General features: G+C 74.5%; 25 protein-coding genes. 15 read left to right on the plus strand and 10 right to left on the minus strand.

Going from position 1 to position 21450, the window contains the following annotated elements:
• Window positions 1–122: 122 nt before the first annotated feature.
• Entirely contained in the window at window positions 123–881 is a 759-nt protein-coding gene (locus tag BXA05_RS07405; RefSeq protein ID WP_061268990.1) for a TetR/AcrR family transcriptional regulator, read from the minus strand.
• Between the two features lie 84 nt (window positions 882–965).
• Here BXA05_RS07405 and BXA05_RS07410 point away from each other — a divergent pair, with 84 nt between their 5' ends.
• Window positions 966–1427, plus strand: a complete 462-nt coding sequence (locus tag BXA05_RS07410; RefSeq protein WP_076404476.1) for an MOSC domain-containing protein — start codon at window positions 966–968, stop codon at window positions 1425–1427.
• Window positions 1428–1595: 168 nt separating this feature from the next.
• Here BXA05_RS07410 and BXA05_RS20690 read toward each other — a convergent pair whose 3' ends face one another.
• The 3 genes from BXA05_RS20690 to BXA05_RS07425 form a co-directional block, all read right to left on the minus strand.
• The gene (locus BXA05_RS20690) at window positions 1596–1856 is read right to left on the minus strand and encodes a hypothetical protein (protein WP_061268988.1); all 261 of its coding nucleotides are present in this window, start codon (window positions 1854–1856) and stop codon (window positions 1596–1598) included.
• Window positions 1857–2093: 237 nt separating this feature from the next.
• Window positions 2094–2381, minus strand: coding sequence for a hypothetical protein (locus tag BXA05_RS07420; protein WP_143311086.1), 288 nt, complete (start codon window positions 2379–2381; stop codon window positions 2094–2096).
• A complete protein-coding gene (locus BXA05_RS07425) occupies window positions 2378–3013 on the minus strand; it encodes a TetR/AcrR family transcriptional regulator (protein ID WP_143311087.1) in 636 nt (211 codons plus the stop codon). Before BXA05_RS07425 ends, BXA05_RS07420 begins: the two co-directional genes overlap by 4 nt.
• Window positions 3014–3155: 142 nt before the next feature.
• On the opposite strand from BXA05_RS07425, the gene BXA05_RS07430 reads away from it, so the two are divergent.
• Window positions 3156–5003: an ABC transporter ATP-binding protein gene (locus BXA05_RS07430; RefSeq protein WP_244550408.1), complete on the plus strand. Its 1848-nt coding sequence runs from the start codon at window positions 3156–3158 to the stop codon at window positions 5001–5003.
• Window positions 5004–5105: 102 nt separating this feature from the next.
• Window positions 5106–5705, plus strand: coding sequence for a dihydrofolate reductase family protein (locus tag BXA05_RS07435; protein ID WP_076404662.1), 600 nt, complete (start codon window positions 5106–5108; stop codon window positions 5703–5705).
• Between the two features lie 33 nt (window positions 5706–5738).
• Here the strand turns inward: BXA05_RS07435 and BXA05_RS20025 are convergent, their stop codons facing one another.
• Window positions 5739–5939 carry a DUF2510 domain-containing protein gene (locus tag BXA05_RS20025; protein WP_076404477.1) on the minus strand — a complete coding sequence of 67 codons (201 nt, stop codon included), beginning with the start codon at window positions 5937–5939 and terminating at the stop codon, window positions 5739–5741.
• A 136-nt stretch (window positions 5940–6075) separates the two neighbouring features.
• Between BXA05_RS20025 and BXA05_RS07445 the strand changes: the two genes are divergently transcribed.
• A complete protein-coding gene (locus BXA05_RS07445) occupies window positions 6076–6372 on the plus strand; it encodes a hypothetical protein (RefSeq protein ID WP_076404478.1) in 297 nt (98 codons plus the stop codon).
• Between the two features lie 31 nt (window positions 6373–6403).
• Here the strand turns inward: BXA05_RS07445 and BXA05_RS07450 are convergent, their stop codons facing one another.
• Complete coding sequence (locus BXA05_RS07450; RefSeq protein WP_076404479.1) at window positions 6404–7297, minus strand: LLM class flavin-dependent oxidoreductase; 894 nt, start codon at window positions 7295–7297, stop codon at window positions 6404–6406.
• Between the two features lie 23 nt (window positions 7298–7320).
• On the opposite strand from BXA05_RS07450, the gene BXA05_RS07455 reads away from it, so the two are divergent.
• The 3 genes from BXA05_RS07455 to BXA05_RS07465 all read left to right on the plus strand — a co-directional run bounded on the left by BXA05_RS07455 (window position 7321) and on the right by BXA05_RS07465 (window position 10055).
• Complete coding sequence (locus BXA05_RS07455) at window positions 7321–7620, plus strand: Dabb family protein (RefSeq protein WP_076404480.1); 300 nt, start codon at window positions 7321–7323, stop codon at window positions 7618–7620.
• 77 nt (window positions 7621–7697) lie between these two features.
• Window positions 7698–8621, plus strand: a complete 924-nt coding sequence (locus BXA05_RS07460) for an LLM class F420-dependent oxidoreductase (RefSeq protein WP_031315298.1) — start codon at window positions 7698–7700, stop codon at window positions 8619–8621.
• Window positions 8622–8720: 99 nt separating this feature from the next.
• Window positions 8721–10055, plus strand: a complete 1335-nt coding sequence (locus BXA05_RS07465; RefSeq protein ID WP_076404481.1) for a uracil-xanthine permease family protein — start codon at window positions 8721–8723, stop codon at window positions 10053–10055.
• A 78-nt stretch (window positions 10056–10133) separates the two neighbouring features.
• Here the strand turns inward: BXA05_RS07465 and BXA05_RS07470 are convergent, their stop codons facing one another.
• From BXA05_RS07470 to BXA05_RS07480, 3 genes are read right to left on the minus strand one after another with little or no spacing between them, the layout of a single operon-like run.
• The gene (locus tag BXA05_RS07470) at window positions 10134–10742 is read right to left on the minus strand and encodes a GNAT family N-acetyltransferase (RefSeq protein WP_076404482.1); all 609 of its coding nucleotides are present in this window, start codon (window positions 10740–10742) and stop codon (window positions 10134–10136) included.
• 54 nt (window positions 10743–10796) lie between these two features.
• Window positions 10797–11447, minus strand: coding sequence for a LytR C-terminal domain-containing protein (locus tag BXA05_RS07475; protein ID WP_061268978.1), 651 nt, complete (start codon window positions 11445–11447; stop codon window positions 10797–10799).
• 25 nt (window positions 11448–11472) lie between these two features.
• Window positions 11473–11769 carry a type II toxin-antitoxin system VapB family antitoxin gene (locus BXA05_RS07480; protein WP_021480409.1) on the minus strand — a complete coding sequence of 99 codons (297 nt, stop codon included), beginning with the start codon at window positions 11767–11769 and terminating at the stop codon, window positions 11473–11475.
• Window positions 11770–11998: 229 nt separating this feature from the next.
• Here BXA05_RS07480 and BXA05_RS20030 point away from each other — a divergent pair, with 229 nt between their 5' ends.
• The 8 genes from BXA05_RS20030 (at window position 11999) to BXA05_RS07515 (ending at window position 20542) form a co-directional block, all read left to right on the plus strand.
• Window positions 11999–12136, plus strand: coding sequence for a hypothetical protein (locus BXA05_RS20030; RefSeq protein ID WP_163188684.1), 138 nt, complete (start codon window positions 11999–12001; stop codon window positions 12134–12136).
• Complete coding sequence (locus BXA05_RS19685; protein WP_061268977.1) at window positions 12133–12222, plus strand: potassium-transporting ATPase subunit F; 90 nt, start codon at window positions 12133–12135, stop codon at window positions 12220–12222. Before BXA05_RS20030 ends, BXA05_RS19685 begins: the two co-directional genes overlap by 4 nt.
• Window positions 12222–13895 (plus strand): potassium-transporting ATPase subunit KdpA, encoded by a 1674-nt coding sequence (kdpA, locus tag BXA05_RS07490; RefSeq protein WP_076404483.1) that lies wholly within the window; start codon window positions 12222–12224, stop codon window positions 13893–13895. The genes BXA05_RS19685 and kdpA overlap by 1 nt, the downstream gene beginning before the upstream one ends.
• A gap of 3 nt (window positions 13896–13898) precedes the next feature.
• Complete coding sequence (kdpB, locus tag BXA05_RS07495; RefSeq protein WP_076404484.1) at window positions 13899–16052, plus strand: potassium-transporting ATPase subunit KdpB; 2154 nt, start codon at window positions 13899–13901, stop codon at window positions 16050–16052.
• Between the two features lie 26 nt (window positions 16053–16078).
• On the plus strand, window positions 16079–16693 hold the full coding sequence (gene kdpC / locus BXA05_RS07500; protein ID WP_061268974.1) for a potassium-transporting ATPase subunit KdpC: 615 nt from the start codon (window positions 16079–16081) through the stop codon (window positions 16691–16693).
• A gap of 2 nt (window positions 16694–16695) precedes the next feature.
• The gene (locus BXA05_RS07505; protein WP_061268973.1) at window positions 16696–19209 is read left to right on the plus strand and encodes a sensor histidine kinase; all 2514 of its coding nucleotides are present in this window, start codon (window positions 16696–16698) and stop codon (window positions 19207–19209) included.
• Window positions 19206–19916: a response regulator gene (locus BXA05_RS07510; protein ID WP_021483553.1), complete on the plus strand. Its 711-nt coding sequence runs from the start codon at window positions 19206–19208 to the stop codon at window positions 19914–19916. Before BXA05_RS07505 ends, BXA05_RS07510 begins: the two co-directional genes overlap by 4 nt.
• A gap of 131 nt (window positions 19917–20047) precedes the next feature.
• On the plus strand, window positions 20048–20542 hold the full coding sequence (locus tag BXA05_RS07515) for a hypothetical protein (protein ID WP_076404485.1): 495 nt from the start codon (window positions 20048–20050) through the stop codon (window positions 20540–20542).
• A gap of 28 nt (window positions 20543–20570) precedes the next feature.
• Here BXA05_RS07515 and BXA05_RS07520 read toward each other — a convergent pair whose 3' ends face one another.
• Window positions 20571–21398, minus strand: a complete 828-nt coding sequence (locus BXA05_RS07520) for a hypothetical protein (protein ID WP_061268970.1) — start codon at window positions 21396–21398, stop codon at window positions 20571–20573.
• Window positions 21399–21450 lie beyond the last annotated feature (52 nt).

Genomic DNA, 21450 nt, shown 5'->3' on the forward strand with positions numbered 1-21450 from the left:
GTTCTGCAACCGCCGATGCTACTCGCGCATTCCCCGGGCACGGGACTCGCACCGCACCGTCCCACGGATTGGAACACGATGCGATCTTGCGCCACCTGTTTGGCGGGGCGGGGTGGGAGGGGTCAGGCGAGGGCGTCGCGGACGGCGCGCGCGACGTCGTCCGCGACGGCCTGCGCGTCCGCGTCCGCGTCCACCACGGTCACGACGACGCGGCGCGCCGCGGGCACGCCGTCCCCGCTGCGCTCCCGGGCGGCGCCGTCCGGCGCGGCGTACCGGCCGACGGCGGCGCGGCGCAGGTCCGCGAACGCCTCCTCGAGCTGGGGGCGCAGGTCCTGCTCGGGGGAGCGCAGCCACCGGCGCAGGAGCGCGTTGTGCACCGCGACGACGGACGCCGCGAACGCGATGGACGCCGTCGAGCGGCGCTCGTCCGGCGGGAGCGCGTCGCGCAGGTACGCGGTGAACGCGCGCTCGTAGCGGTGGGTCGTGACGAGCTCGCGGTCGCGCAGCGCCGGCACCTGCTGGAGGAGCTGCCAGCGGGCCAGGGACGTCTCGCGCTGACCGACGTGGTGGTCGAACACCAGCCGCGCCGCGCGGCACACCTCGAGGTACGGGTCGACCGTCGGGTCGGGCGTGAGGTGCCCCTCGGCGTCGGGCACGGGCCGCGTCGCGGCGAGCATGACGACGACCTCGTCGAGCAGGAGCTCGTGGTCCGCGAAGACCACGTCCTCCTTGGACCCGTAGCGGCGGAAGAAGGTGGCGCGGCTGACCTGGGCGGCGTCGGCGATCTCCTCGACGGTCGTCTGCTCGTACCCCTTGCGGGTGAAGAGCTCGATCGCTGCGTCGACGGCCTGGGCATGGGTGCGGCTGCGGACGTCGGTCATGCACCGGACGGTACACCGGTACCCGGCGCTCGCCCGGCCCGGGGGCGGTGGCCCTGGGGCGGCGCCGGGTGCGAGGCTGGTGCCATGCCGGACCAGCCTCGCGTGCACGCGATCCACGTCGCGAAGGCCCGTCGGCTGCCGACGCGGGTCGTCGCGTCGGTCGAGGCCGAGGAGGGCAAGGGCCTCGTCGGCGACCGGTACCACGGGTCGAAGCACCGGCACGTGACGATCCAGACGCTCACCGACCTGGCGGCCGCCTCCGCGGACCTCGGGCAGGAGATCGACCCCGGCCTCACCCGGCGCAACGTCACGCTCACCCACGGCGACCTGCCCACGAAGCCGGGCTCGTTCCTGCGGATCGGGGACGTCGAGCTCCAGGTGCTGCGGATCGCCGCGCCGTGCCGGCTGCTCGACGACTGGATCGCGCCCGGCGCGATGCGCGCGATGCACGCGCGGGGCGGCGTCGTGTGCCGTCTGCTGTCGTCCGGCACGGTCCGGGCGGGCGACGTCGTGGTGTGGGACGCGGCGGCCGCCGGCGGGGCCTGAGCCCCGGGGCGGCCTCCGGCCCGACGGTGGCCGGGCGCGTGCCGTCGGCAGTGGCGCCCGTGCTTCGACGGTAGACCTGTGGTGGCCCCGCGTCGACGGCTGGGGCGGGTGAGACCGCGGGCGTCGGCGAGATCCCTGGTGCGCGGGCCGCGGGCGCCGCACCAAGGGTCAGCCGCCGAGGAACGCCTTCATCGCGAGGGTCGAGAAGAGCACCGCGCCGGCGGCGACGGCCAGGGCGACGACCCAGCCGTTCGCCCGCTCGACCGGGGGGACGGCGGGCCGACGCGCGGGGGCCGCGCCCCGCCGTCGGGCCCGGGACGCGCGGCGCGCGGTGAAGCGCAGGCCGCGCGCTGCCGCGCGGGCGGACGGCTGCTCGGGTGCGCCGTCGTGGGCGGGGAACGCGGTGTCCCGGGCGGGGGTGGGGGTCACGGTGCGCCTCCGGAGGTTGGCCGGCGCCGCTGACCGGCGCCGTACCGACAGTCTGTCCCGCGGCGCACCCCGGGCGCGTCGCCCGTCCGGTGGATCCTGCGGCCCGCCGGGGTGCGACCTCCGGATGACGCGCGCGTGGTCCTCGTGGCCCGCGAGGTGCACGCTCTCGCACCGCCGACCGCACGGGCGACCCCACGGCCGACCGCGCGACGGCCCGCACGAGCGACCGCTCGGCGGTCAGCGCGGGGCGTTCTCCTGGTACCGGGGCCGGCCGCCCCGGGCGGCGCGCTGCAGGTAGCGGACCTCGCGCAGCGCGACGGCCGCCGCGACCACCAGCGGGACCCACGCCCAGACGCGCCCGCGCAGCACCAGCACGAGGCACACGACCGCGACGACGATCCCGCCGAGCACGGTCGCGACGCTCGCCCAGCGCACGCCGGTCCGGAACTCGTCGGCCCGCTGCCACCAGCGGCGCAGCCGCTCACCGAGGCCGGGGCGGGGTGCCGGCCCCGGGCTGACGCTCATGCGCGGGCCTCGCGCGTGAGGGCGACGCCCTCGATGCTGCGGACGGCCATGCGGAGCGCGTCGGCGCGCGAGATCTCGCCGTCGTCGGCCATGGACCACGCGTTGAACAGCATCCACCACAGGGTGCGGACGATCCACGCCACGCTGAGCTGGTCGTCGACGACGCCGGCCTCCTGCCCGCGGCGCAGCAGCTCCCGCACCGGCTCCTCGGCCTGCTCGGACTCGGCCCAGAACGCGGACTCGGCGTCGGCGAGTTCGGTGAACAGCACCATGTACCAGGGGCCAAGGTCGAAGTACTCGAAGGCGAGGCGGCGCAGCGCGGAGGCCGGGGGCCCGTCGTCGAGCCGCGCGGCGGTGATCGCCGCCCGCGTGCGCTCGACGGTCTCGGCGCCGATCGCCTCGACGAGGTCGGCGCGCTCGGGGAAGTAGCGGTGCAGGGTCGTGCGGCCCACCTGGGCGGCCTGCGCGACGTCGCCGAGCGACGCGGACTTGTCCGTGCTGAGCACCGAGACGGCCGCGTCGAGGATCGCGCGCCGGGTCCGGGTGCGGGTGCCGCTCGTGGGCGGCGCGTCGGGTGCCGCTCCGGAGGGCGTCGCCGCGGAGGTGCTCCGCGCGCTCGTTCGTGCCGTCACGCGGCCCACGATAGCCCGCGTCGTGACGGAACGCCGGTTGTCACGGATGGAACACTCGTGTTCCACTAGGGGCGTCGAGCGCTCCGGCGCGCGACCGCCCGCGCCGCGTCAACGACGGTTGACACGAGAGAGGATGTCAACCATGGTTGACGACATGTCCCCGACCGCCACCACGCCCGAGGCCCCGTCCGCTCCTCGCGACGCCACCCCTCGGGGTCCGTTCCTCCCGCGCCTCGCGGTGCTGTGGCAGTTCGTCCGCCCGCACCGCCGGACCCTGCTGCTCGGCCTCGTGCTCGGTCTCGGGACGACGGCCGCCACCCTCGCGACGCCGATGGTCACCAAGTGGGTGCTCGACACGCTCGGTACGGGGGAGTCGCTGACCCCGGCCGTGCTCACGCTCGTCGGGCTGCTCGTCGTCGGGCTCGTGCTCGGGCTGTGGCAGTGGGTCCTGCTCGGCACGCTCGCCGAGCGCGTGGTGCTCGACGCGCGGTCGTCCATGGTGCGGCGCTTCTTCCGCGCGCGGATCGGCGCGCTCACCGGCCGCCCGACGGGCGAGCTCGTCACGCGCGTCACGTCCGACACGGTGCTGCTGCGCGAGGCGGCGTCGTCGAGCCTGGTCAACCTCGTGAACCTGGCGGTGTCCCTGGTCGGGACGGTCGTCCTCATGGGCGTGCTCGACCTCGTCCTGCTCGGCACGACGCTCGGGGCGATCGTCGCCATCGGCGTCCTCGTGGGCGCCCTCATGCCCCGCATCGCGAAGGCGCAGGAGAAGGCGCAGGAGTCGCTCGGCAGCCTGGGCGGCACGCTCGAGGGCGGGCTGCGCGCGATCCGCACCATCAAGGCGAGCCGCGCGGAGGGCCGCCAGATCGACCGGGTGCTCGACGACGCGCAGGACTCCGCGCGCCACAGCGTGCGGGCCGTGCGGACCGAGGCGGTCGCGTGGAGCATCGCCGGGGGCGGCATCCAGCTCGCGATCATCGTCATCCTCGCGCTCGGCGCCTGGCGCGTGGACCAGGGGCTCCTGGCCGTGTCGAGCCTCGTCGCGTTCCTGCTCTACGCGTTCCAGATCGTCGAGCCCGTCACGGGGCTGACCATGAACGTCACCCAGCTCCAGGCCGGCATCGCGGCCGCGGGGCGGATCCGCGAGGTCCAGGCCATCGAGCCGGAGGAGGACGACGACCCCGCCGCGCGTCGCCCGGCCGGGGTGGGCGCGGCGTCGGGCACGGCGGCCCCGCACGACGCGCCGCGACTGTCGCTGCGCGGCGTCACCGCGCGGTACCTGCCGGGCGGCGAGCCCGTGGTGCGCGACCTCGACCTCGACGTGCCCGCGCGCGGGCACGTCGCGATCGTCGGCCCGTCCGGGGCGGGCAAGACCACGACCTTCTCGCTCCTGCTGCGCTTCCTCCAGCCCGAGTCGGGACGGATCCTCCTCGACGGCGTGCCCTACGACGACCTGACGTTCGACGACGTGCGGCGCCGCTTCGCGTACGTCGAGCAGGAGACCCCCGTCGTGCCGGGCACCATCCGCGAGAACCTGCGCCTCTCGGACCCCGCCGCGACCGAGGAGGCGATGTGGGCGGCGCTCGCGCAGGTGCGGCTCGACGCCAAGGTGCGCTCGCTGCCCGACGGCCTCGACACGTCGCTCGTCGGGACGACCGTCTCGGGCGGCGAGCGCCAGCGCGTCGCCCTCGCGCGCGCCGTCCTGCACGCGCCCGACGTGCTGCTCCTCGACGAGGCCACCGCCCAGGTCGACGGGCTCACCGAGGCCGCCGTGCACGCCGTCATCGAGGACCTGGCCCGGGACCGCGCCGTCGTGACCATCGCGCACCGCCTGTCCACGGTCATCGACGCCGACGTCATCCTCGTCATGGAGGACGGCCGTGTCCGCGCGCGCGGCACGCACCCCCAGCTTCTCGCGACCGACGAGCTCTACCGCGAGCTCGTCGCCGCCCTCCGCATCGCCACCGAGGAGGCCCCCGCACCGCGCTGACCCGGGTGCGGCGATGAGTTCCGCGCCCGCCCGCGGTCGGACGTGTCGTCAGGACGGACGACGGCGGTCGCGGCGCACGCGGACGCGGAGGGTGAGGGCGGCATGGGGAACGTGACGTGCGACGTGGCGGTGTCGGTGGACGGGTACTCCTCGCGCCCCGACCAGACGCTGGAGCACCCGTTCGGCGCGGGCGTGGACCTGCACCGGTGGATGGTCGAGACCGCCGACGAGAACGCGGCCGAGATCGCCGCGATCGTCGACGCGGGGGCGTTCGTCATGGGCAGGAACATGTTCACGCCCGGGCGAGGGGACTGGGACCCGGACTGGCAGGGCTGGTGGGGCCTGGAGCCGCCGTACCACGCGCCGGTGTTCGTGCTCACGCACCACCCGCGCGAACCGCTCGTCCTGGAGGGCGGGACGACGTTCTTCTTCGTCACCGACGGCGTCGAGTCAGCGGTCGCGCAGGCGCGGGAGGCCGCGGGGGACCGGGACGTCGCGATCGCGGGCGGGGCCGCGACCATCAACCAGGTGATCACGGCGGGGCTGCTCGACGAGCTCCGGCTGCACGTCGTGCCCCAGGTCCTCGGCCACGGCGACCGCGTGCTCGACGGCGTCCCGCCCCTCGCGCTCGAGACCGTCGCCGTGCGAGCGGCGTCCCAGGTGACCCACGTGACCTACCGGGTGCGGGGGCCGCTCGGCTGACGTGCCTCCCGGCGCGAGGCTCTCCCGGCAGGCTCAGCCGAGCACGGCGAGGAGGAGCGGCGCCGCGACGACCAGCACGACCACCGACCCGAGCACGACGACCCGCCGCCACGGCCCGACGTCGTCCCGCGCCCGGCGCTCGCGCGTCCGGTCGGTCCACGCCGCGCCGTCGTACCAGCGCTCGCTCCCCGAGCCCGGTACGTCCGCGTACCACCCCGCCGGTGCCTTGCGCACGTCGCCTCCTCGCGTCCCGGTCCGGTGAGCCCTCGCACGACATGTGTCGCGGGCCCTCTGTCTCTGACACGCAGCGACGCCCCGAGAGGTTCCACCCGAGCGGGAGGACGTGCCGGAGGTGCGGCACACTGTGCGCGTGGAGAACCGCCCCGGGGCGCCGCCCAGTGGTCCCGAGCTCGACCCGGTCGGGGCGTGGGGCCTCGTGATCAGCCTGGTGCTGGGCGGGGTCGCCGCCGTGCTGTCGCTCGTCGGCTACCTGGTCGACCTGCCGCCGTGGCTCGTGGGCGTCTGCCTGGGTGCCGCGGTCCTCGGGGGGATCGCCGCCGCCGTCTTCTCCGCACGCCTGGCGCGCCTCGAGCAGAGGTCGGCCGGGCGTGTGCTGTGGGAGGCGGTGACCGCCCCGGTCCGCTTCGTGCTCGACGTCCTGTTCTAGCCCGTCAGCCCGAGGCGTGACGGACCGCGCCCTACAGCTGGGCGACCTGCGCGGCGCCGTCGGTCGCGATCTGCTCGAACACGCGCTCGTCGCCCGCGAACTGGGTGCCCGGGATGGGCCGGTGGACGACGATCTCCGTGATGCCGGCCTCCGCGTACCCGCGCGCCGTCTCGACGAACGCGTCGACCGACTCCAGCGCGGGGTCGGGCGTGAAGCCCGTGAGCAGGATGCGCTCCACCGACCCCGGGTCGCGACCGACGTCGCGGCACGCGGTCTCGAGCCGCTCCACCTGGTCGCGGACGGCGGCCCGCGACTGCGCCGGGGTCGCGTCGTCCCCGAGGCGGCCGTCGCCCGTCGTCACCCACGCCTCCCCGTAGCGCGCGGCCAGCCGCAGCCCGCGCGGGCCGGTCGCGGCGATCGCGAAGGGCACCCGGGGCGACTGGACGGGGCCGGGGATGGTCCGCGCCTCGTGCGCCCGGTAGTGCCCCTCGTCGTGCGTGACGGCGGGCTCGGTGAGCAGGCGGTCGAGCAGGATCGTGAAGTCGCGCAGCCGGTCGGCGCGCTCCCGGGCCGACCACGGCTCGCCGCCGAGGACCGTCGCGTCGAAGCCCGTCGTCCCCGCGCCGAGGCCGACGGTCACGCGCCCGCCCGACAGGTCGTCGAGCGTCATGACGTCCTTCGCGAACGTCACCGGCTCGCGGAAGTTCGGCGACGACACGAGCGTGCCCAGCCGCACCCGCTCGGTGACGCCCGCCGCGGCGGCGAGCGTCGGGACCGCGCCGAACCACGGGCCGTCGCGGAACGACCGCCACGACAGGTGGTCGTACGTGTAGGCGCCGTGGAACCCGAGGTCGTCGGCGGACCGCCACACGTCCCGGCCCTCGCGCCACGGGTAGATCGGCAGGATCACGGTGCTCACGCGCATGGTCGCCAGCCTAGGGTGGAGGAGTGATCCAGCACACCGTCGCCTTCCGCCTCGTCCACCCCGCCGGCAGCGCGGAGGAGGCCGAGTTCCTCGGCACCGCCCGCGCGACGCTCACCGGGGTCCCGGGCGTCCGGGACTTCACCGTCTCGCGCCAGGTGAGCCCGAAGAGCCCGCTGACGTTCCAGTTCTCCATGGTGTTCGACGACGACGCCGCGTACGCCGCGTACGACGCCCACCCGGACCACCGCCGCTTCGTCGCCGAGCGGTGGGTCACCGAGGTCGCGGAGTTCCAGGAGCTCGACCTCGTTCCTCTGACGGACTGACCGCACCGCCTTCGCGGAGCGGGCGTCGTGCGGGCGGGGGCGGGTGCGCGATGTGGCAGGGTGACGGCATGACCCAGATCGACCTGCGCATCTTCACCGAGCCCCAGCAGGGGGCGTCGTACGACGACCTCCTCGCTGTCGCGAAGGCCACCGAGGACCTCGGTTTCGACGCCTTCTTCCGCTCCGACCACTACCTCGTCATGGGCGACGGCGACGGGCTGCCCGGCCCGACCGACGCCTGGACGACGCTCGCCGGCCTCGCCCGCGAGACGAGCCGCATCCGGCTCGGCACGCTCGTGTCGTCGGCGACGTTCCGCCACCCCGGCGTGCTCGCGATCCAGGTCGCGCAGGTCGACCAGATGTCGGGCGGCCGCGTCGAGCTCGGCCTCGGCGCGGGCTGGTACGCCCGCGAGCACGAGGCGTACGGCATCCCGTTCCCGGAGAAGCGGTTCGGGATCCTCGAGGAGCAGCTCGCGGTGATCACCGGGCTGTGGGAGACGCCGGTCGGCGAGACGTTCTCGTTCAGCGGCGAGCACTACACGCTCACGGACTCCCCGGCCCTGCCGAAGCCCGCGCAGGAGCGCGTCCCGGTGATCGTCGGCGGCCACGGGCCCCGGCGCACCCCGGCGCTCGCGGCCCGGTACGCCAGCGAGTTCAACGCGGCGTTCCCCGACCCGGGCGTCCTGCCCGACCGGTTCGAGAACGTGCGCGCCGCGTGCCTCGACGCCGACCGCGACCCCGACTCGCTCGTGTACTCGGCGGCGTTCGTCGTCGCGGTGGGCAAGGACGAGGCGGAGTTCCGCCGTCGGGCCGACGCGATCGGGCGCGAGCCCGACGAGGTCCGCCGCAACGGCCTGGCCGGCACGGTCGGCGAGGTCGCGGACAAGATCGCGGCCGCCGCGGAGCAGGGCGCGACGCGCTTCTACCTCCAGGTGCTCGACCTGCACGACCTCGACCACCTGGAGCTCGTCGCGAGCGAGGTCGTGCCGCAGCTGCCGTGACGCCCGTGCCCACGGGTCGCCCCGGAAACACCGCCGTGACGTCGGGCCACTACCCTGCACCGGGGGTTTTTTCACACGGGCTTCACGGACGGGAGAGACATGAGCGCCATCGGGTGGCGGTTGCACGGTGACGGGAAGACGGTCCGACCGGGGGACGTCGTCGACCCGGACGAGCGTCTGACCTGGCCGCGGACCATCGGGATCGGGATGCAGCACGTCGTCGCCATGTTCGGCGCGACGTTCCTCGTGCCGCTCCTCACGGGCTTCTCGCCCGCGACGACGCTGTTCTTCTCGGCGATCGGCACGGTCGGGTTCCTGCTCATCACGCGGAACCGCCTCCCGAGCTACCTCGGGTCGAGCTTCGCGTTCATCGCGCCGATCGGTGCGGCGACCGCGTCCCAGGGCCAGTCGGTCGCGGTCGGCGGGATCCTCGTCACGGGCCTCGTGCTCGCGGCCGTCGGCCTCCTGGTCCACGTCGCGGGCGCGCGGTGGATCGACGTCGTCATGCCGCCGATCGTCACGGGCACGATCGTCGCGCTCATCGGGCTCAACCTCGCCCCGGCGGCGTGGGGCAACTTCCAGCAGGCGCCGGTCACGGCCGTCGTCACGCTCGCCGCGATCATCCTCGTGAGCGTCCTGTTCAAGGGGATCCTCGGGCGGCTGTCGATCCTCGTTGGCGTGGTCGTCGGCTACGTCGTGGCCGTGATCCAGGGCGAGGTGTCGTTCGACGAGGTGCGCAAGGCTGCCTGGGTCGGGCTCCCGGAGTTCGTCACGCCGACGTTCGACGTCGCCGTGCTCGGCCTGTTCGTCCCGGTCGTGCTCGTGCTCATCGCGGAGAACGTCGGGCACGTGAAGTCGGTCGCCGCGATGACGGGCAAGAACCTCGACGACCTCACCGGCCGCGCGCTCTTCGCCGACGGCCTCGCGACGACGTTCGCGGGCGTCGGCGGCGGGTCGGGCACGACGACCTACGCCGAGAACATCGGCGTCATGGCCGCGACGCGCGTCTACTCGACCGCGGCGTACTGGGTCGCGGCGGCGACCGCGCTGGTGCTCTCCCTGTCGCCGAAGTTCGGCGCGCTCATCGCGACGATCCCGGTCGGCGTCCTGGGCGGCGCCGCGACGATGCTCTACGGCATGATCGGCATCCTGGGCGCGCGCATCTGGGTGCAGAACAAGGTCGACTTCTCCGACCCGGTCAACCTCACGACCGCGGCCGTGCCGCTCGTCGTCGGCATCGCCAACTTCACGTGGGTCGTGGGCGACCTGACGTTCGAGGGGATCGCGCTGGGCACCGCCGCGGCGCTCGTGATCTACCACGTGATGCGGAACCTCTCGCGGTGGCGCGGCACGACGCAGGAGCCCGCGAGCCCGGCGTCGGCCCCCGGGGGCGACGAGCCCGCCGTCCACGAGACGGTCGAGGACGCCCGCTGACGCGACGCGCGGGAGCGGCCTCCTCGGAGGTTCCACGGAGACGACGGCCCGGCAGGCGTGAGCCCGCCGGGCCGTCGGCTAGAGGCGCAGGCCCAGGACGAGGCCCTCGGCGACGTCGAGCCGGGTGAAGCCGAGGTGCTCGTAGAAGCCGATCGCGGACGCGTTGTCCTCCGCCACGCCGAGGTGCACCCCGGGCGACCCGGCGGCGCGGAGCGCGTCGAAGAGCACCTCCATGAGGCGGCGGCCGTTGCCGCCGCCCTGGGCGGACGGCAGCAGGTCGACGTGCAGGTGCGACGGGTAGTCGCCGAGCACGGACGGGTCCGTGCGGTGCGGGCGGTGGATCTGCTCGACGAGCGCCTCGTCGCGCGACCCCGCGGGGAAGCTCCCGAGGGGGTAGCGCTCCCGCAGCGGCGGCCACCACTCGCGCTCGCACCGGTCCTCGAACGTGGCGGTGTCGCGGGCGCCGAGCACGTAGCCGGCGGCGACGCCGTCGGCCTCGACGACGGACGCCAGGCCCGGCTCGAGCGCGAGGTACGCGCCGAGATAGACCTCGCCGAGCAGGCGCTGGTCGGCGTAGAGCCCGCTCGCGTCGGCGCCGGACGCACCGGTCCGCAGGCAGATCTCGTACAGGCGGTCGACCTCGGCGGGGTCGGTGGTCCGGGCGGGCCGGAGGGGCAGGGTGCTCATGGGTACCGTTCGGCGGTCAGGGTGCCCGGCGGGCGCCGGGCCGGGACGTGCTAGCTAGCCCTCGGCGGGGGGCACGGGCAGCGGGCGGGGCGTGATCTCCTCGATCGGGACGCACCCCGTACGGCTCTCGAGCGGGACGTCGCCGGACAGGCCGACGAGCTCCGGGTCCACGATGTTCTCGAAGTCGGCGCCCACGTAGAGGTCGACCGTCGCGTCCCCGCGCGCGTCGAGCACGAGGCCAGGGTTCTCGTAGTGCGCAGCGAGGGTGTACGCCTGCGCGATGCCCGCGGCACCGAAGTGGATCTGCGTGCGCGACACGACGTCGGACTTCCCGTCGCCGTCGAGGTCCGGGGCGTTGCCCGTCGAGAGCACCGCGAACCCGCGCGACGTGAGGATGTCCTGGTTGAGCCGACCCAGCGGGTCGTCCTTGCCGGACGCGTTGTAGACGTTGACCTGGATCTCGCCGGTGGCGACGGGCAGGGTGCCGTCCGCGAGGCAGGGGACCTTGACCCCCGCGAGGTCGTCGACGGGCTCGGGGGAGGACAGCTCCCGGTCGAACGGCGCCTCGATCGCGCCGGTGTACACGGCGAGGGCGCCGATCCCGACGACGGCGAGCGCCGCGATGAGCAGCCCGAACACGACTGCCTGGCGCTCGTGCATGCGCCGGCGGCGGACGGCGCGCGCGGTGTCGGGGCGGAGTGTCACGCCAGCAACCTACCGGACCGGCCGCTCATCGCAGCGTCAGCACGCGCGCGTGCAGGATCGCCCGCTGCTGCAGCGCGGCGCGGACGGCGCGGTGCAGGCCGTCCTCCAGGTAGAGGACGCCGTCGAACTCGACCACGTGCGCGAAGAGGTCGCCGAAGAACGTGGAGTCCTCGGCGAGGAGCGCGTCGAGGTCGAGCGTGCGCTTGGTGGTGACGAGCTCGTCGAGGCGCACCTGACGCGGGGGCACCTCCGCCCAGTCGCGGGCGGTGACCCGGCCGTGGTCCGGGTAGGGGCGCCCGTCGCCGACGGCCTTGAAGATCATGCGGGACATCCTAGGTGCCCGACGGCGGCCGCCGCCCCCGATGGCGGGGCGTCGGTCACGCACTCGTCACGAACTCCCCACGGGAACCGACGGGCTCGTCCGCGACCGCCCGGACCGACGGCCGACCGTCAGGAGATCGTTAGCGTCGCGCCCCGGCCCGTATGGGTCCCGTGAGGACGGGCTCCGCCGTCCCGGAGCGGGTGTTCGATCGTCGTCGGCGCCCCGTCCGGTGGGTGCCCGGCCGCCCGACAGGGGGCCGTCGGTCTCGACCTGGGGACGTCTCGTGCTCGACATCGTCTACGTGCTCGGCGTGATCGCCGTGTTCGTGCTGGTCGCCGGAATCGGGAAGGCGGTGGAGAAGCTGTGATCGTGCTCGAGCTCCTCGCCGCGGCTCTCGGTGCGGCGGCGATCGTGTATCTCGTGGTGGCGCTCGTGAGACCGGAGCGCTTCTGATGACCTGGATCTTCGCGCTCCTCGCGCTCGGGACCGTCGCCCTGGTCCTCGCGGCGCTCTACCGCCCGCTGGGCGACCACATGGCACGGGTCTACTCCTCGCCGAAGGACTGGCGGGTGGAGCGGGGCCTGTACCGCGTCCTGGGCGTCGACCCCCGCTCCGAGCAGACGTGGCCCGCCTACCTGCGCAGCATCCTCGCGTTCTCGGCCGTGGGCCTCGTGCTGCTCTACCTGCTCCAGCGCACGCAGCAGTGGCTGCCGTACTCGCTCGGGCTGCCCGCGCCGTCGGAGCACCTCGCCTTCAACACGGCCGCGTCGTTCGTGGGCAACACGAACTGGCAGTCGTACTCGCCGGAGCAGACGCTCGGCTACACCGTGCAGCTCGCCGGGCTCGCGGTGCAGAACTTCGTGTCCGCGGCGGTCGGCATGGCGGTCGCCGTCGCGCTCGTGCGGGGCTTCGCGTACCGCCAGGTCGGGACGATCGGCAACTTCTGGGTGGACCTCGTGCGCGGGTGCCTGCGCATCCTGCTCCCGATCTCCCTCGTCGGAGCGGTCGTGCTGCTCGTCGGCGGGGTCGTGCAGAACTTCGACGGCTTCACGCAGGTCACGACCCTCGCGGGCGGCACCCAGAGCGTGCCGGGCGGGCCGGTGGCCTCGCAGGAGGTCATCAAGCTGCTCGGCACGAACGGCGGCGGGTTCTTCAACGTGAACTCGGCGCACCCGTTCGAGAACCCGTCGGCGTGGACGAACGTCGTCGAGGTCCTGCTCATGCTCGTCATCCCGTTCTCCCTGCCGCGCACGTTCGGCCGGATGGTCGGCGACGACCGCCAGGGCTACGCGATCCTCGCGACGATGGGCGTGCTCTTCGTGGCGTCGTTCGTCGCCCTGACCGCGCTGGAGTCCGCCGGGAACGGCGCCGCGCCGCAGCTCGCCGGGGGTGCGATGGAGGGCAAGGAGGCGCGGTTCGGGATCATCGGCTCGACCCTCTTCGCCACGACGAGCACCACGACGTCGACCGGCGCGGTCAACTCGATGCACGACTCCTACACGGCGCTGGGCGGGATGCTCCCGCTGCTCAACATGATGCTCGGCGAGGTCGCCCCGGGCGGCGTCGGCTCCGGGCTGTACGGGATGCTCGTGCTCGCCGTCATCGCGGTCTTCATCGCGGGCCTGCTGGTCGGTCGCACGCCGGAGTACCTGGGGAAGAAGATCGGGCCGCGCGAGATCAAGCTCGCGAGCCTCTACATCCTCGTGACGCCGACGCTCGTGCTCGTCGGCACGGCCCTGAGCTTCGCGATCCCGCCCGTGCGCGAGAGCGTCGAGACGGTGTCGATCTGGAACCCCGGCGTGCACGGCACGACCGAGGTGCTGTACGCGTTCACGTCCGCAGCCAACAACAACGGGTCGGCGTTCGCGGGTCTCACCGCGAACACCCCGTGGCTCAACACCGCGCTCGGGGTCGCGATCCTGCTCGGCCGGTTCGTGCCGATCGCCCTCGTCCTCGCGCTCGCGGGCTCGCTCGCGCAGCAGGACAAGGTGCCCGCGACCGTCGGCACGCTGCCGACCCACCGCCCCCAGTTCGTGGGGCTCCTGACCGGCGTGGTGGTCCTCCTCACCGCGCTCACGTACTTCCCCGTTCTCGCGCTGGGTCCCCTGGCTGAAGGGCTGCTGTAACCCATGTCCACGCTCACCCACCCCTCCCCGCGCGCCGTGCACCAGCCGACCGCGACCACCGGCGGCCTCTTCACCTGGTCGCAGGTGCGCCAGGCGCTGCCCGGCGCGTTCCGCAAGCTCGACCCGCGCCAGATGTGGCGCAACCCCGTGATGTTCCTCGTCTGGGTCGGGGCAGCGCTCACCACCGTGATCGCGGTCGTCGAGCCGTTCCTCGGCGGCCCGGAGGAGTCGGGCGGCACGCCCGTCCCCGGGTCCTTCACCGCGGTCATCGCCGTGTTCCTCTGGCTCACGGTCCTGTTCGCCAACCTCGCGGAGTCGGTCGCCGAGGGCCGCGGCAAGGCCCAGGCCGACTCGTTGCGCCGGACCCGCACCGCGACCGTCGCGCACCGGGTCGCCGCGTACGACGAGACGGGCGACCCCGGCGCCCTGCGCGCCCGCGCGGTCGAGGTGTCCTCGGCCGACCTGCGGCTGGGGGACGTCGTCGTCGTCGAGGCGGGGGAGCTGGTCCCCGGCGACGGCGAGATCGTCTGGGGCATCGCGTCGGTCGACGAGTCCGCGATCACGGGCGAGTCCGCGCCGGTGATCCGCGAGTCGGGCGGCGACCGGTCCGCCGTCACCGGCGGCACGCGCGTCCTGTCGGACCGCATCGTCGTGCGCGTCACCTCGATGCCGGGCGAGACGTTCGTCGACCGGATGATCGCGCTCGTCGAGGGCGCGAGCCGGCAGCGCACGCCGAACGAGATCGCGCTGAGCATCCTCCTCGCGTCGCTGTCGATCGTGTTCGTCGTGGTCGCCCTCACGCTCAACCCCGTCGCGTCGTACGCGGCGAGCCCCGTGAGCGTCGCCGTCCTCGTCGCGCTCCTGGTCTGCCTCATCCCGACGACGATCGGCGCGCTGCTCTCGGCGATCGGCATCGCGGGGATGGACCGCCTCGTGCAGCGCAACGTGCTCGCGATGTCCGGCCGCGCGGTCGAGGCGGCGGGCGACGTCACGACCCTCCTGCTCGACAAGACGGGCACCATCACCTACGGCAACCGGCAGGCCGCGCGGTTCGTCGCGCTGCGCGACGTCGACGAGCGCGACCTCGTCCGCGCGGCCGCGCTGTCGTCCCTCGCGGACCCGACGCCGGAGGGCACGTCGATCGTCGAGCTCGCGCGCCGCGGGGGCCTCGACGTCGGGCCGACCGCGCCGGGCGAGATCGTGCCGTTCACGGCGCAGACCCGGATGTCGGGGCTCGACGAGCCGGACGGGACCCAGATCCGCAAGGGCGCCGGCTCCGCCGTGACGGCGTGGGTCGAGCAGGGCGGCGAGCGGGCGGCGTCGAGCGTGCTCGCGGAGCTCGACGACGTCGTGGAGGAGGTCGCGCAGTCGGGCGGCACGCCGCTCGTCGTCGCGGTGCGCACGCCGGACGGCGTGAGCCGCGTGCTCGGCGTCGTCCACCTCAAGGACGTCGTCAAGGAGGGCATCGCGGACCGCTTCGCCGAGCTGCGGTCGATGGGCATCCGCACCGTGATGATCACGGGCGACAACCCGCTCACCGCCGCCGCGATCGCGCAAGAGGCCGGCGTCGACGACTTCCTGGCCGAGGCCACGCCCGAGGACAAGCTCGCGCTCATCCGCGCCGAGCAGGAGGGCGGCAACCTCGTCGCCATGACGGGCGACGGCACGAACGACGCGCCCGCCCTGGCACAGGCCGACGTGGGCGTCGCGATGAACTCCGGCACGTCGGCCGCGAAGGAGGCCGGCAACATGGTCGACCTCGACTCCGACCCGACGAAGCTCATCGACGTCGTGCGCATCGGCAAGCAGCTCCTCATCACGCGCGGGGCGCTCACCACGTTCTCGATCGCCAACGACGTCGCGAAGTACTTCGCGATCATCCCCGCGATGTTCATGGGCGTGTTCCCCGGCCTCGAGGTGCTCAACGTCATGGGCCTCAGCTCGCCGTCGTCGGCGGTGCTGTCGGCGATCGTCTTCAACGCGATCGTCATCGTGCTGCTCATCCCGCTCGCGCTGCGCGGCGTGCGGTACCGGCCGGCCGACGCCTCGACGATCCTCGGGCGCAACCTGCTCGTCTACGGCGTCGGCGGCCTCGTGGCCCCGTTCGTCGGCATCTGGCTCATCGACCTCGTCGTGCGCCTCCTCCCCGGCTACTGACCCGTACGACGACCAGGAGAACCCCCATGAACACCACGGCACGCAGCACCGGGCGGGTCGTCTGGGTCGCGACCCGGGCGATGCTCGTCCTCACCCTCCTCCTCGGCGTCGGGTACACGCTCGTCGTCACCGGCGTCGGGCAGCTCGTCCTGCCCGCGCGCGCCGACGGCTCGCTCGTGCACGACGGCGCGGGCCGGGTCGTCGGGTCCGCCCTGCTCGGGCAGGCGTTCACCGACGCCGACGGCGACCCGCTGCCCGAGTACTTCCAGCCCCGGCCGTCGGCCGCGGGCGACGGGTACGACGCCGCGGCGTCGTCGGGCTCGAACCTCGGTCCCGAGAACGAGGACCTCGTCGCCGCGATCACGGAGCGGCGCGCCCAGGTCGCGGAGCTCGAGGGCATCGACCCGGCCGACGTCCCCGTGGACGCGCTCACGGCCTCGGGCTCCGGGCTCGACCCTCACATCAGCCCGGCCTACGCCGCCGTCCAGGTCGACCGCGTCGCGGCGGCGCGCGGTCTGACCACCGCGCAGGTCGAGGAGCTCGTCGCGCGGCACACTGGGGGGCGTGCGCTGGGGTACCTCGGCGAGCCGACGGTGAACGTGCTCGAGCTCAACGTCGACCTGGACCGGATCGGAGGCTGAGCATGGCGCGCGGACGGCTGCGGGTCCTCCTCGGGGCGGCGCCCGGCGTCGGGAAGACCTACGCCATGCTCGAGGAGGGCCGCCGTCTGCGCGACGAGGGCCGGGACGTCGTGGTCGCTGTCGTGGAGACCCACGGCCGCGCCGCGACGGCGGCCATGGCGGAGGGCCTCGAGGTGGTGCCGCGCGTCCGCGTGACCCACCGGGGCGTCGCGCTCACGGACCTCGACCTGGACGCCGTCCTCGCGCGGCGCCCGGACGTCGCGCTCGTCGACGAGCTCGCGCACACGAACGCGCCGGGCCTCGCCCACGAGAAGCGCTGGCAGGACGTCGACCGGCTGCTCGACGCCGGGATCGACGTCATCTCGACCGTCAACATCCAGCACATCGAGTCGCTCAACGACGTGGTCGAGAAGATCACGGGCGCCGTGCAGCGCGAGACGATCCCCGACGCCGTCCTGCGCGGCGCCGACCAGATCGAGGTCGTCGACCTCGCGCCCCAGGCGCTGCGCGACCGCCTCGCGGGCGGGTACGTGTACCCGGCCGAGCGCGTCGACGCGGCGCTGTCGAACTACTTCCGCCTCGGCAACCTCACCGCGCTGCGCGAGCTCGCGCTGCTCTGGCTCGCCGACGAGGTCGACGCGGCGCTCCAGCTCTACCGGACCGAGCACGGGATCGACAGCACGTGGGAGGCGCGCGAGCGCGTCGTCGTGACGCTCACGGGCGGCCCGGAGGGGGAGACGCTCGTGCGGCGCGGCGCCCGGATCGCCGCGCGGTCGGCGGGCGGCCAGCTCCTCGCGGTGCACGTCACGACGCAGGACGGCCTGCGCGACGCGGCCCCCGGCGCGCTCGCGCACCAGCGCGCGCTCGTCGAGCAGCTCGGCGGGACGTACCACCAGGTCGTGGGCGACGACGTCCCCACCGCGCTCGTCGAGTTCGCCAAGGGCGTCAACGCCACGCAGCTCGTCATCGGGGTCTCGCGCCGGGGCAGGCTCGCGTCGGCCCTCAGCGGTCCGGGCATCGGCGCGACGGTCACGCGCGAGGCGGGCAACATCGACGTCCACATCGTCAACCACGCCGCCGCCGGGGGAGGGGCGCGCCTGCCCCGCTCGGGCGGCGCGCTCACCCTGCGGCGTCGCGTCGCCGGGTTCGTCCTCGCGCTCGTCGGCGGACCGCTGCTCACCTGGCTCCTCGTCACGGCGCGCGACGAGGACACGCTCGTGACGGACGTCCTGGCGTACCAGCTGCTCGTCGTCGTCGTCGCGCTCGTCGGGGGCGTCTGGCCCGCGGTCTACGCCGCGGTCCTGTCGGGCGTCACGCTCGACTACTTCTTCGTCGAACCCCTGCACACGATCACCGTGGGCGAGCGGTTCCACCTCGTGGCCCTCGTCCTGTACGTCGTCATCGCCGTCCTCGTGAGCGTCGTCGTCGACCGCGCGGCGCGCACGACGCGCGCGGCCCGGCGGGCGGCCGCGGAGTCCGAGGTGCTCGCCACGGTCGCGGGCAGCGTCCTGCGCGGGCAGGACGCCGTGCAGGCCCTCGTGAGCCGGGCGCGCGAGGCGTTCGGCATGGTGGGGGCGCGGCTCGTCGTCTCCGGGACGGAGCTCGCGGCCGACGGCGACCCGGGGCCGGGCACGCCCAGCACGACGGTGCGCGTGGACGACCGGGCGGACCTCGAGCTGTTCGGGCCGGACCTCGCCGCGTCCGAGCGGCGCCTGCTCAACGTCATCGCGGTCCAGCTCGAGGCCGCGCTCGAGCACAGCGACCTCGCCGAGGTCGCGAGCGAGATGGACCAGCTCGCCGAGTCCGACCGCGTGCGCAGCGCGCTGCTGTCGGCGCTGAGCCACGACCTGCGCCGACCGCTGAGCGCCGCGACCGCCGCCGTGAGCGGCCTGCGCTCGACGCGCGGCGCGCTCAGCCCTGCCGACCGGGACGAGCTGCTCGCGACCGCTGACGAGAGCCTCGGCGCGCTCGGCACGCTCATCACCGACCTGCTCGACGTCAGCCGGCTGGAGGCGGGCGTCCTCGGGGTGTCGCGCACCGAGGTCGAGCCGGCCGACGTCGTGCTGCCCGCGCTCGACGAGCTCGGTCTCGGGCCCGCCCAGGTGGAGCTCGACCTCGAGCTCGACGTCCCCGCGGTCGTCGCCGACCCGGTGCTGCTCCAGCGCGTGCTGGTCAACCTGCTCGCCAACGCGACGCGGCACTCGCCGCCGGACGAGCGCGTGCGGATCTCGACGAGCGCGTTCGGGGGGTCGGTCGAGATCCGCGTCGTCGACCACGGCCCGGGCATCCCGCCCGAGCGGCGCGAGGACGTGTTCGTGCCGTTCCAGCGCCTCGGCGACACCGACAACACGACCGGCCTCGGGCTGGGCCTCGCGCTGTCGAAGGGGTTCGTCGAGGGCATGGGCGGCACGCTCACCCCCGAGGACACCCCCGGCGGAGGGCTCACCATGGTCGTGGCCCTGCCCGCCGCGGGCCCGACGCCCCACCCCGACGCACCGGAGACCAGCGCGCCATGAAGATCCTCATCGCCGACGACGACCCGCAGATCCTGCGCGCCCTGCGCATCACCCTCACCGCGCAGGGCTACGAGATCATCACGGCGACCTCGGGCTCGCAGGCGATCGCGCGCGCGATCGACCACCGGCCCGACGTCCTCATGCTCGACCTCGGCATGCCCGAGCTCGACGGCCTCGACGTGATCCACGCCGTCCGAGGCTGGTCGGACGCCCCGATCCTCGTGGTGTCCGGGCGCACGGGCGCCGCCGACAAGGTCGAGGCCCTCGACGCGGGCGCCGACGACTACGTCACGAAGCCGTTCTCCATCGAGGAGCTGCTCGCCCGCATCCGCGCGCTCACGCGCCGCGTCGCGCACGAGGACTCCGCGCCGGTCGTCGTACTGGGCGACGTGACGGTCGACCTGTCGGCCCACAGCGTCGTGCGCGTGCGCGACGGCCAGACCGAGCAGGTGCGGCTCACCCCGACGGAGTGGCAGGTGCTGGAGCGGCTCGTCCGCAACCCGGGCAAGCTCGTCACGCGGCAGACGCTGCTCACGGAGATCTGGGGCTCCCAGCACGTGAGCGACACGGGCTACCTGCGCCTGTACGTCGCGCAGCTCCGCAAGAAGCTCGAGCCGGAGCCGGCGGCCCCGCGCTACCTGCTCACCGAGGCGGGCATGGGCTACCGCTTCGAGCCGGACCCCGGGGCGCCGACCGCGGCGTCCTGAGGGCCGTCCGCGGGCGGCTTCCCGACGGGCGGCGACCACGCCCGTCGGGAGGCCGTGAGGATCCGGGCGCGGGCCGTGTGCGTTCCGTCAGGCCCGGTTCCCGGCCCCGCCGCGCGCGGTAGACCGGAGTCATGACTCTCGTGCACACCGCGTTCTCCGCCCGGCTCGCCGCGCTGCGCGGCGCTCCCTCGTCGGCCTGGCCGGGCGGCACCGTCCTCGCCCCGCACGACGTGCTCGTCGACGGGACGAGCCTCGCCGCCTGCGCCCGGCTGCGCGCGACCCCGACCGTCCACGTGCCCGCGAGCGCCGACCCGGGCCGCGTCGGGCGGCTGTGGGAGGCGTCGCCGCGGTGCGTCGTGCTCGCCGGGGTGGAGGACGTCGTCCCGCGCCTCGGGGGCCACCACCGGCAGGTGTGGCTCGACGCCGACCTCGACGCGTGCGGCGCGGTGGTCGAGGAGGCCCGGCTCGTCGGCCGCGTCTCGGCGGCACCCCTGCGCCGTTTCACCGTGCACCCCGCACCCGGTCGCGCCGGGGGCGTCGCGCGGCTCCCCGAGGACCTGCGGCGTGGTGACGTCGTCGCGGTCCCGTGCCCCGGCGTCGTCCACGAGCGCGAGCTCCGGCGCTGAGCGGGAGCCGCGGGCCGTGAGGGGACCGCTACGGTGTCACGGGGCCCGCGGCGTCGTCGACGAGGCGCGCGAGCTCGCGCACGACCGCACCCGGCAGGGCCGGAGGGAAGAGCAGCGCGCGCTGCCGCTCGCCCGCCCGCCAGCCGTCGCACGCGAGCGCCGCGAGCACGAGGGACGACGGCGCGCCCTCCTCCCGCCACGCGCGCAGCACGTCCGCGTGGACGGTGTGCTGGCCCTCGGGCACGTCGTCGCGCGCCACCCCGCCGAGGGCGTAGAGGCGCAGGAGCGCCGCCGCCTTGCGCGAGTCGTCGAGCGCCGCGACGGACGCCGCGACCGCGGCGCGCGACGGGTCGAGCCGCAGCGGCGAGAGGTCGTCGAACCCGGACTGCACGACCTCGATCGCGACGTCGTCGACCAGCGTCTCCGCGTCCCCGAACATCGACCGCAGGGTCGACTCGCTGCGGTCGCACCGCCGCGCGACCGCGGCGAAGGTGACGTTCTCGACCCCCTCCTCGAGCGCGACACGCAGCACCGCGTCCACGAGCGGGCGCTCGTCGTCGCGGAACGGGTCCTCGTCGAGCTCGACGTCGCGGAACACGACGGCGCGCGCGGGCGGCCGGACGTCGGCGTACCGGGAGAGGTCGTCGACCAGCTCGTCCCACTCCGTCTCGGTGAACCGGTACGCGTCCTGGTACAGGCCCAGCCACGTGCCCTCGAGCGCGAGGGCCGCGACCCACGTGCGCGGCTCGCGGGCTCCGGCACCCTCGGTCGGCTCCCGCGTGGGGATCGCGTCGACCCACTCGTGCAGGGTGGCCCTGGCCGAGCGCGTCGCGTCGCTCCGGTCGGGCGTGGACATGACCGTCACCTCCGTGGTCGGAAAAGGTGGATCGAGCCTAGCCGGAGCCCAC

Origin of the sequence: Cellulosimicrobium funkei (assembly GCF_900155925.1) — a bacterium.
GTDB classification, from domain to species: domain Bacteria; phylum Actinomycetota; class Actinomycetes; order Actinomycetales; family Cellulomonadaceae; genus Cellulosimicrobium; species Cellulosimicrobium funkei.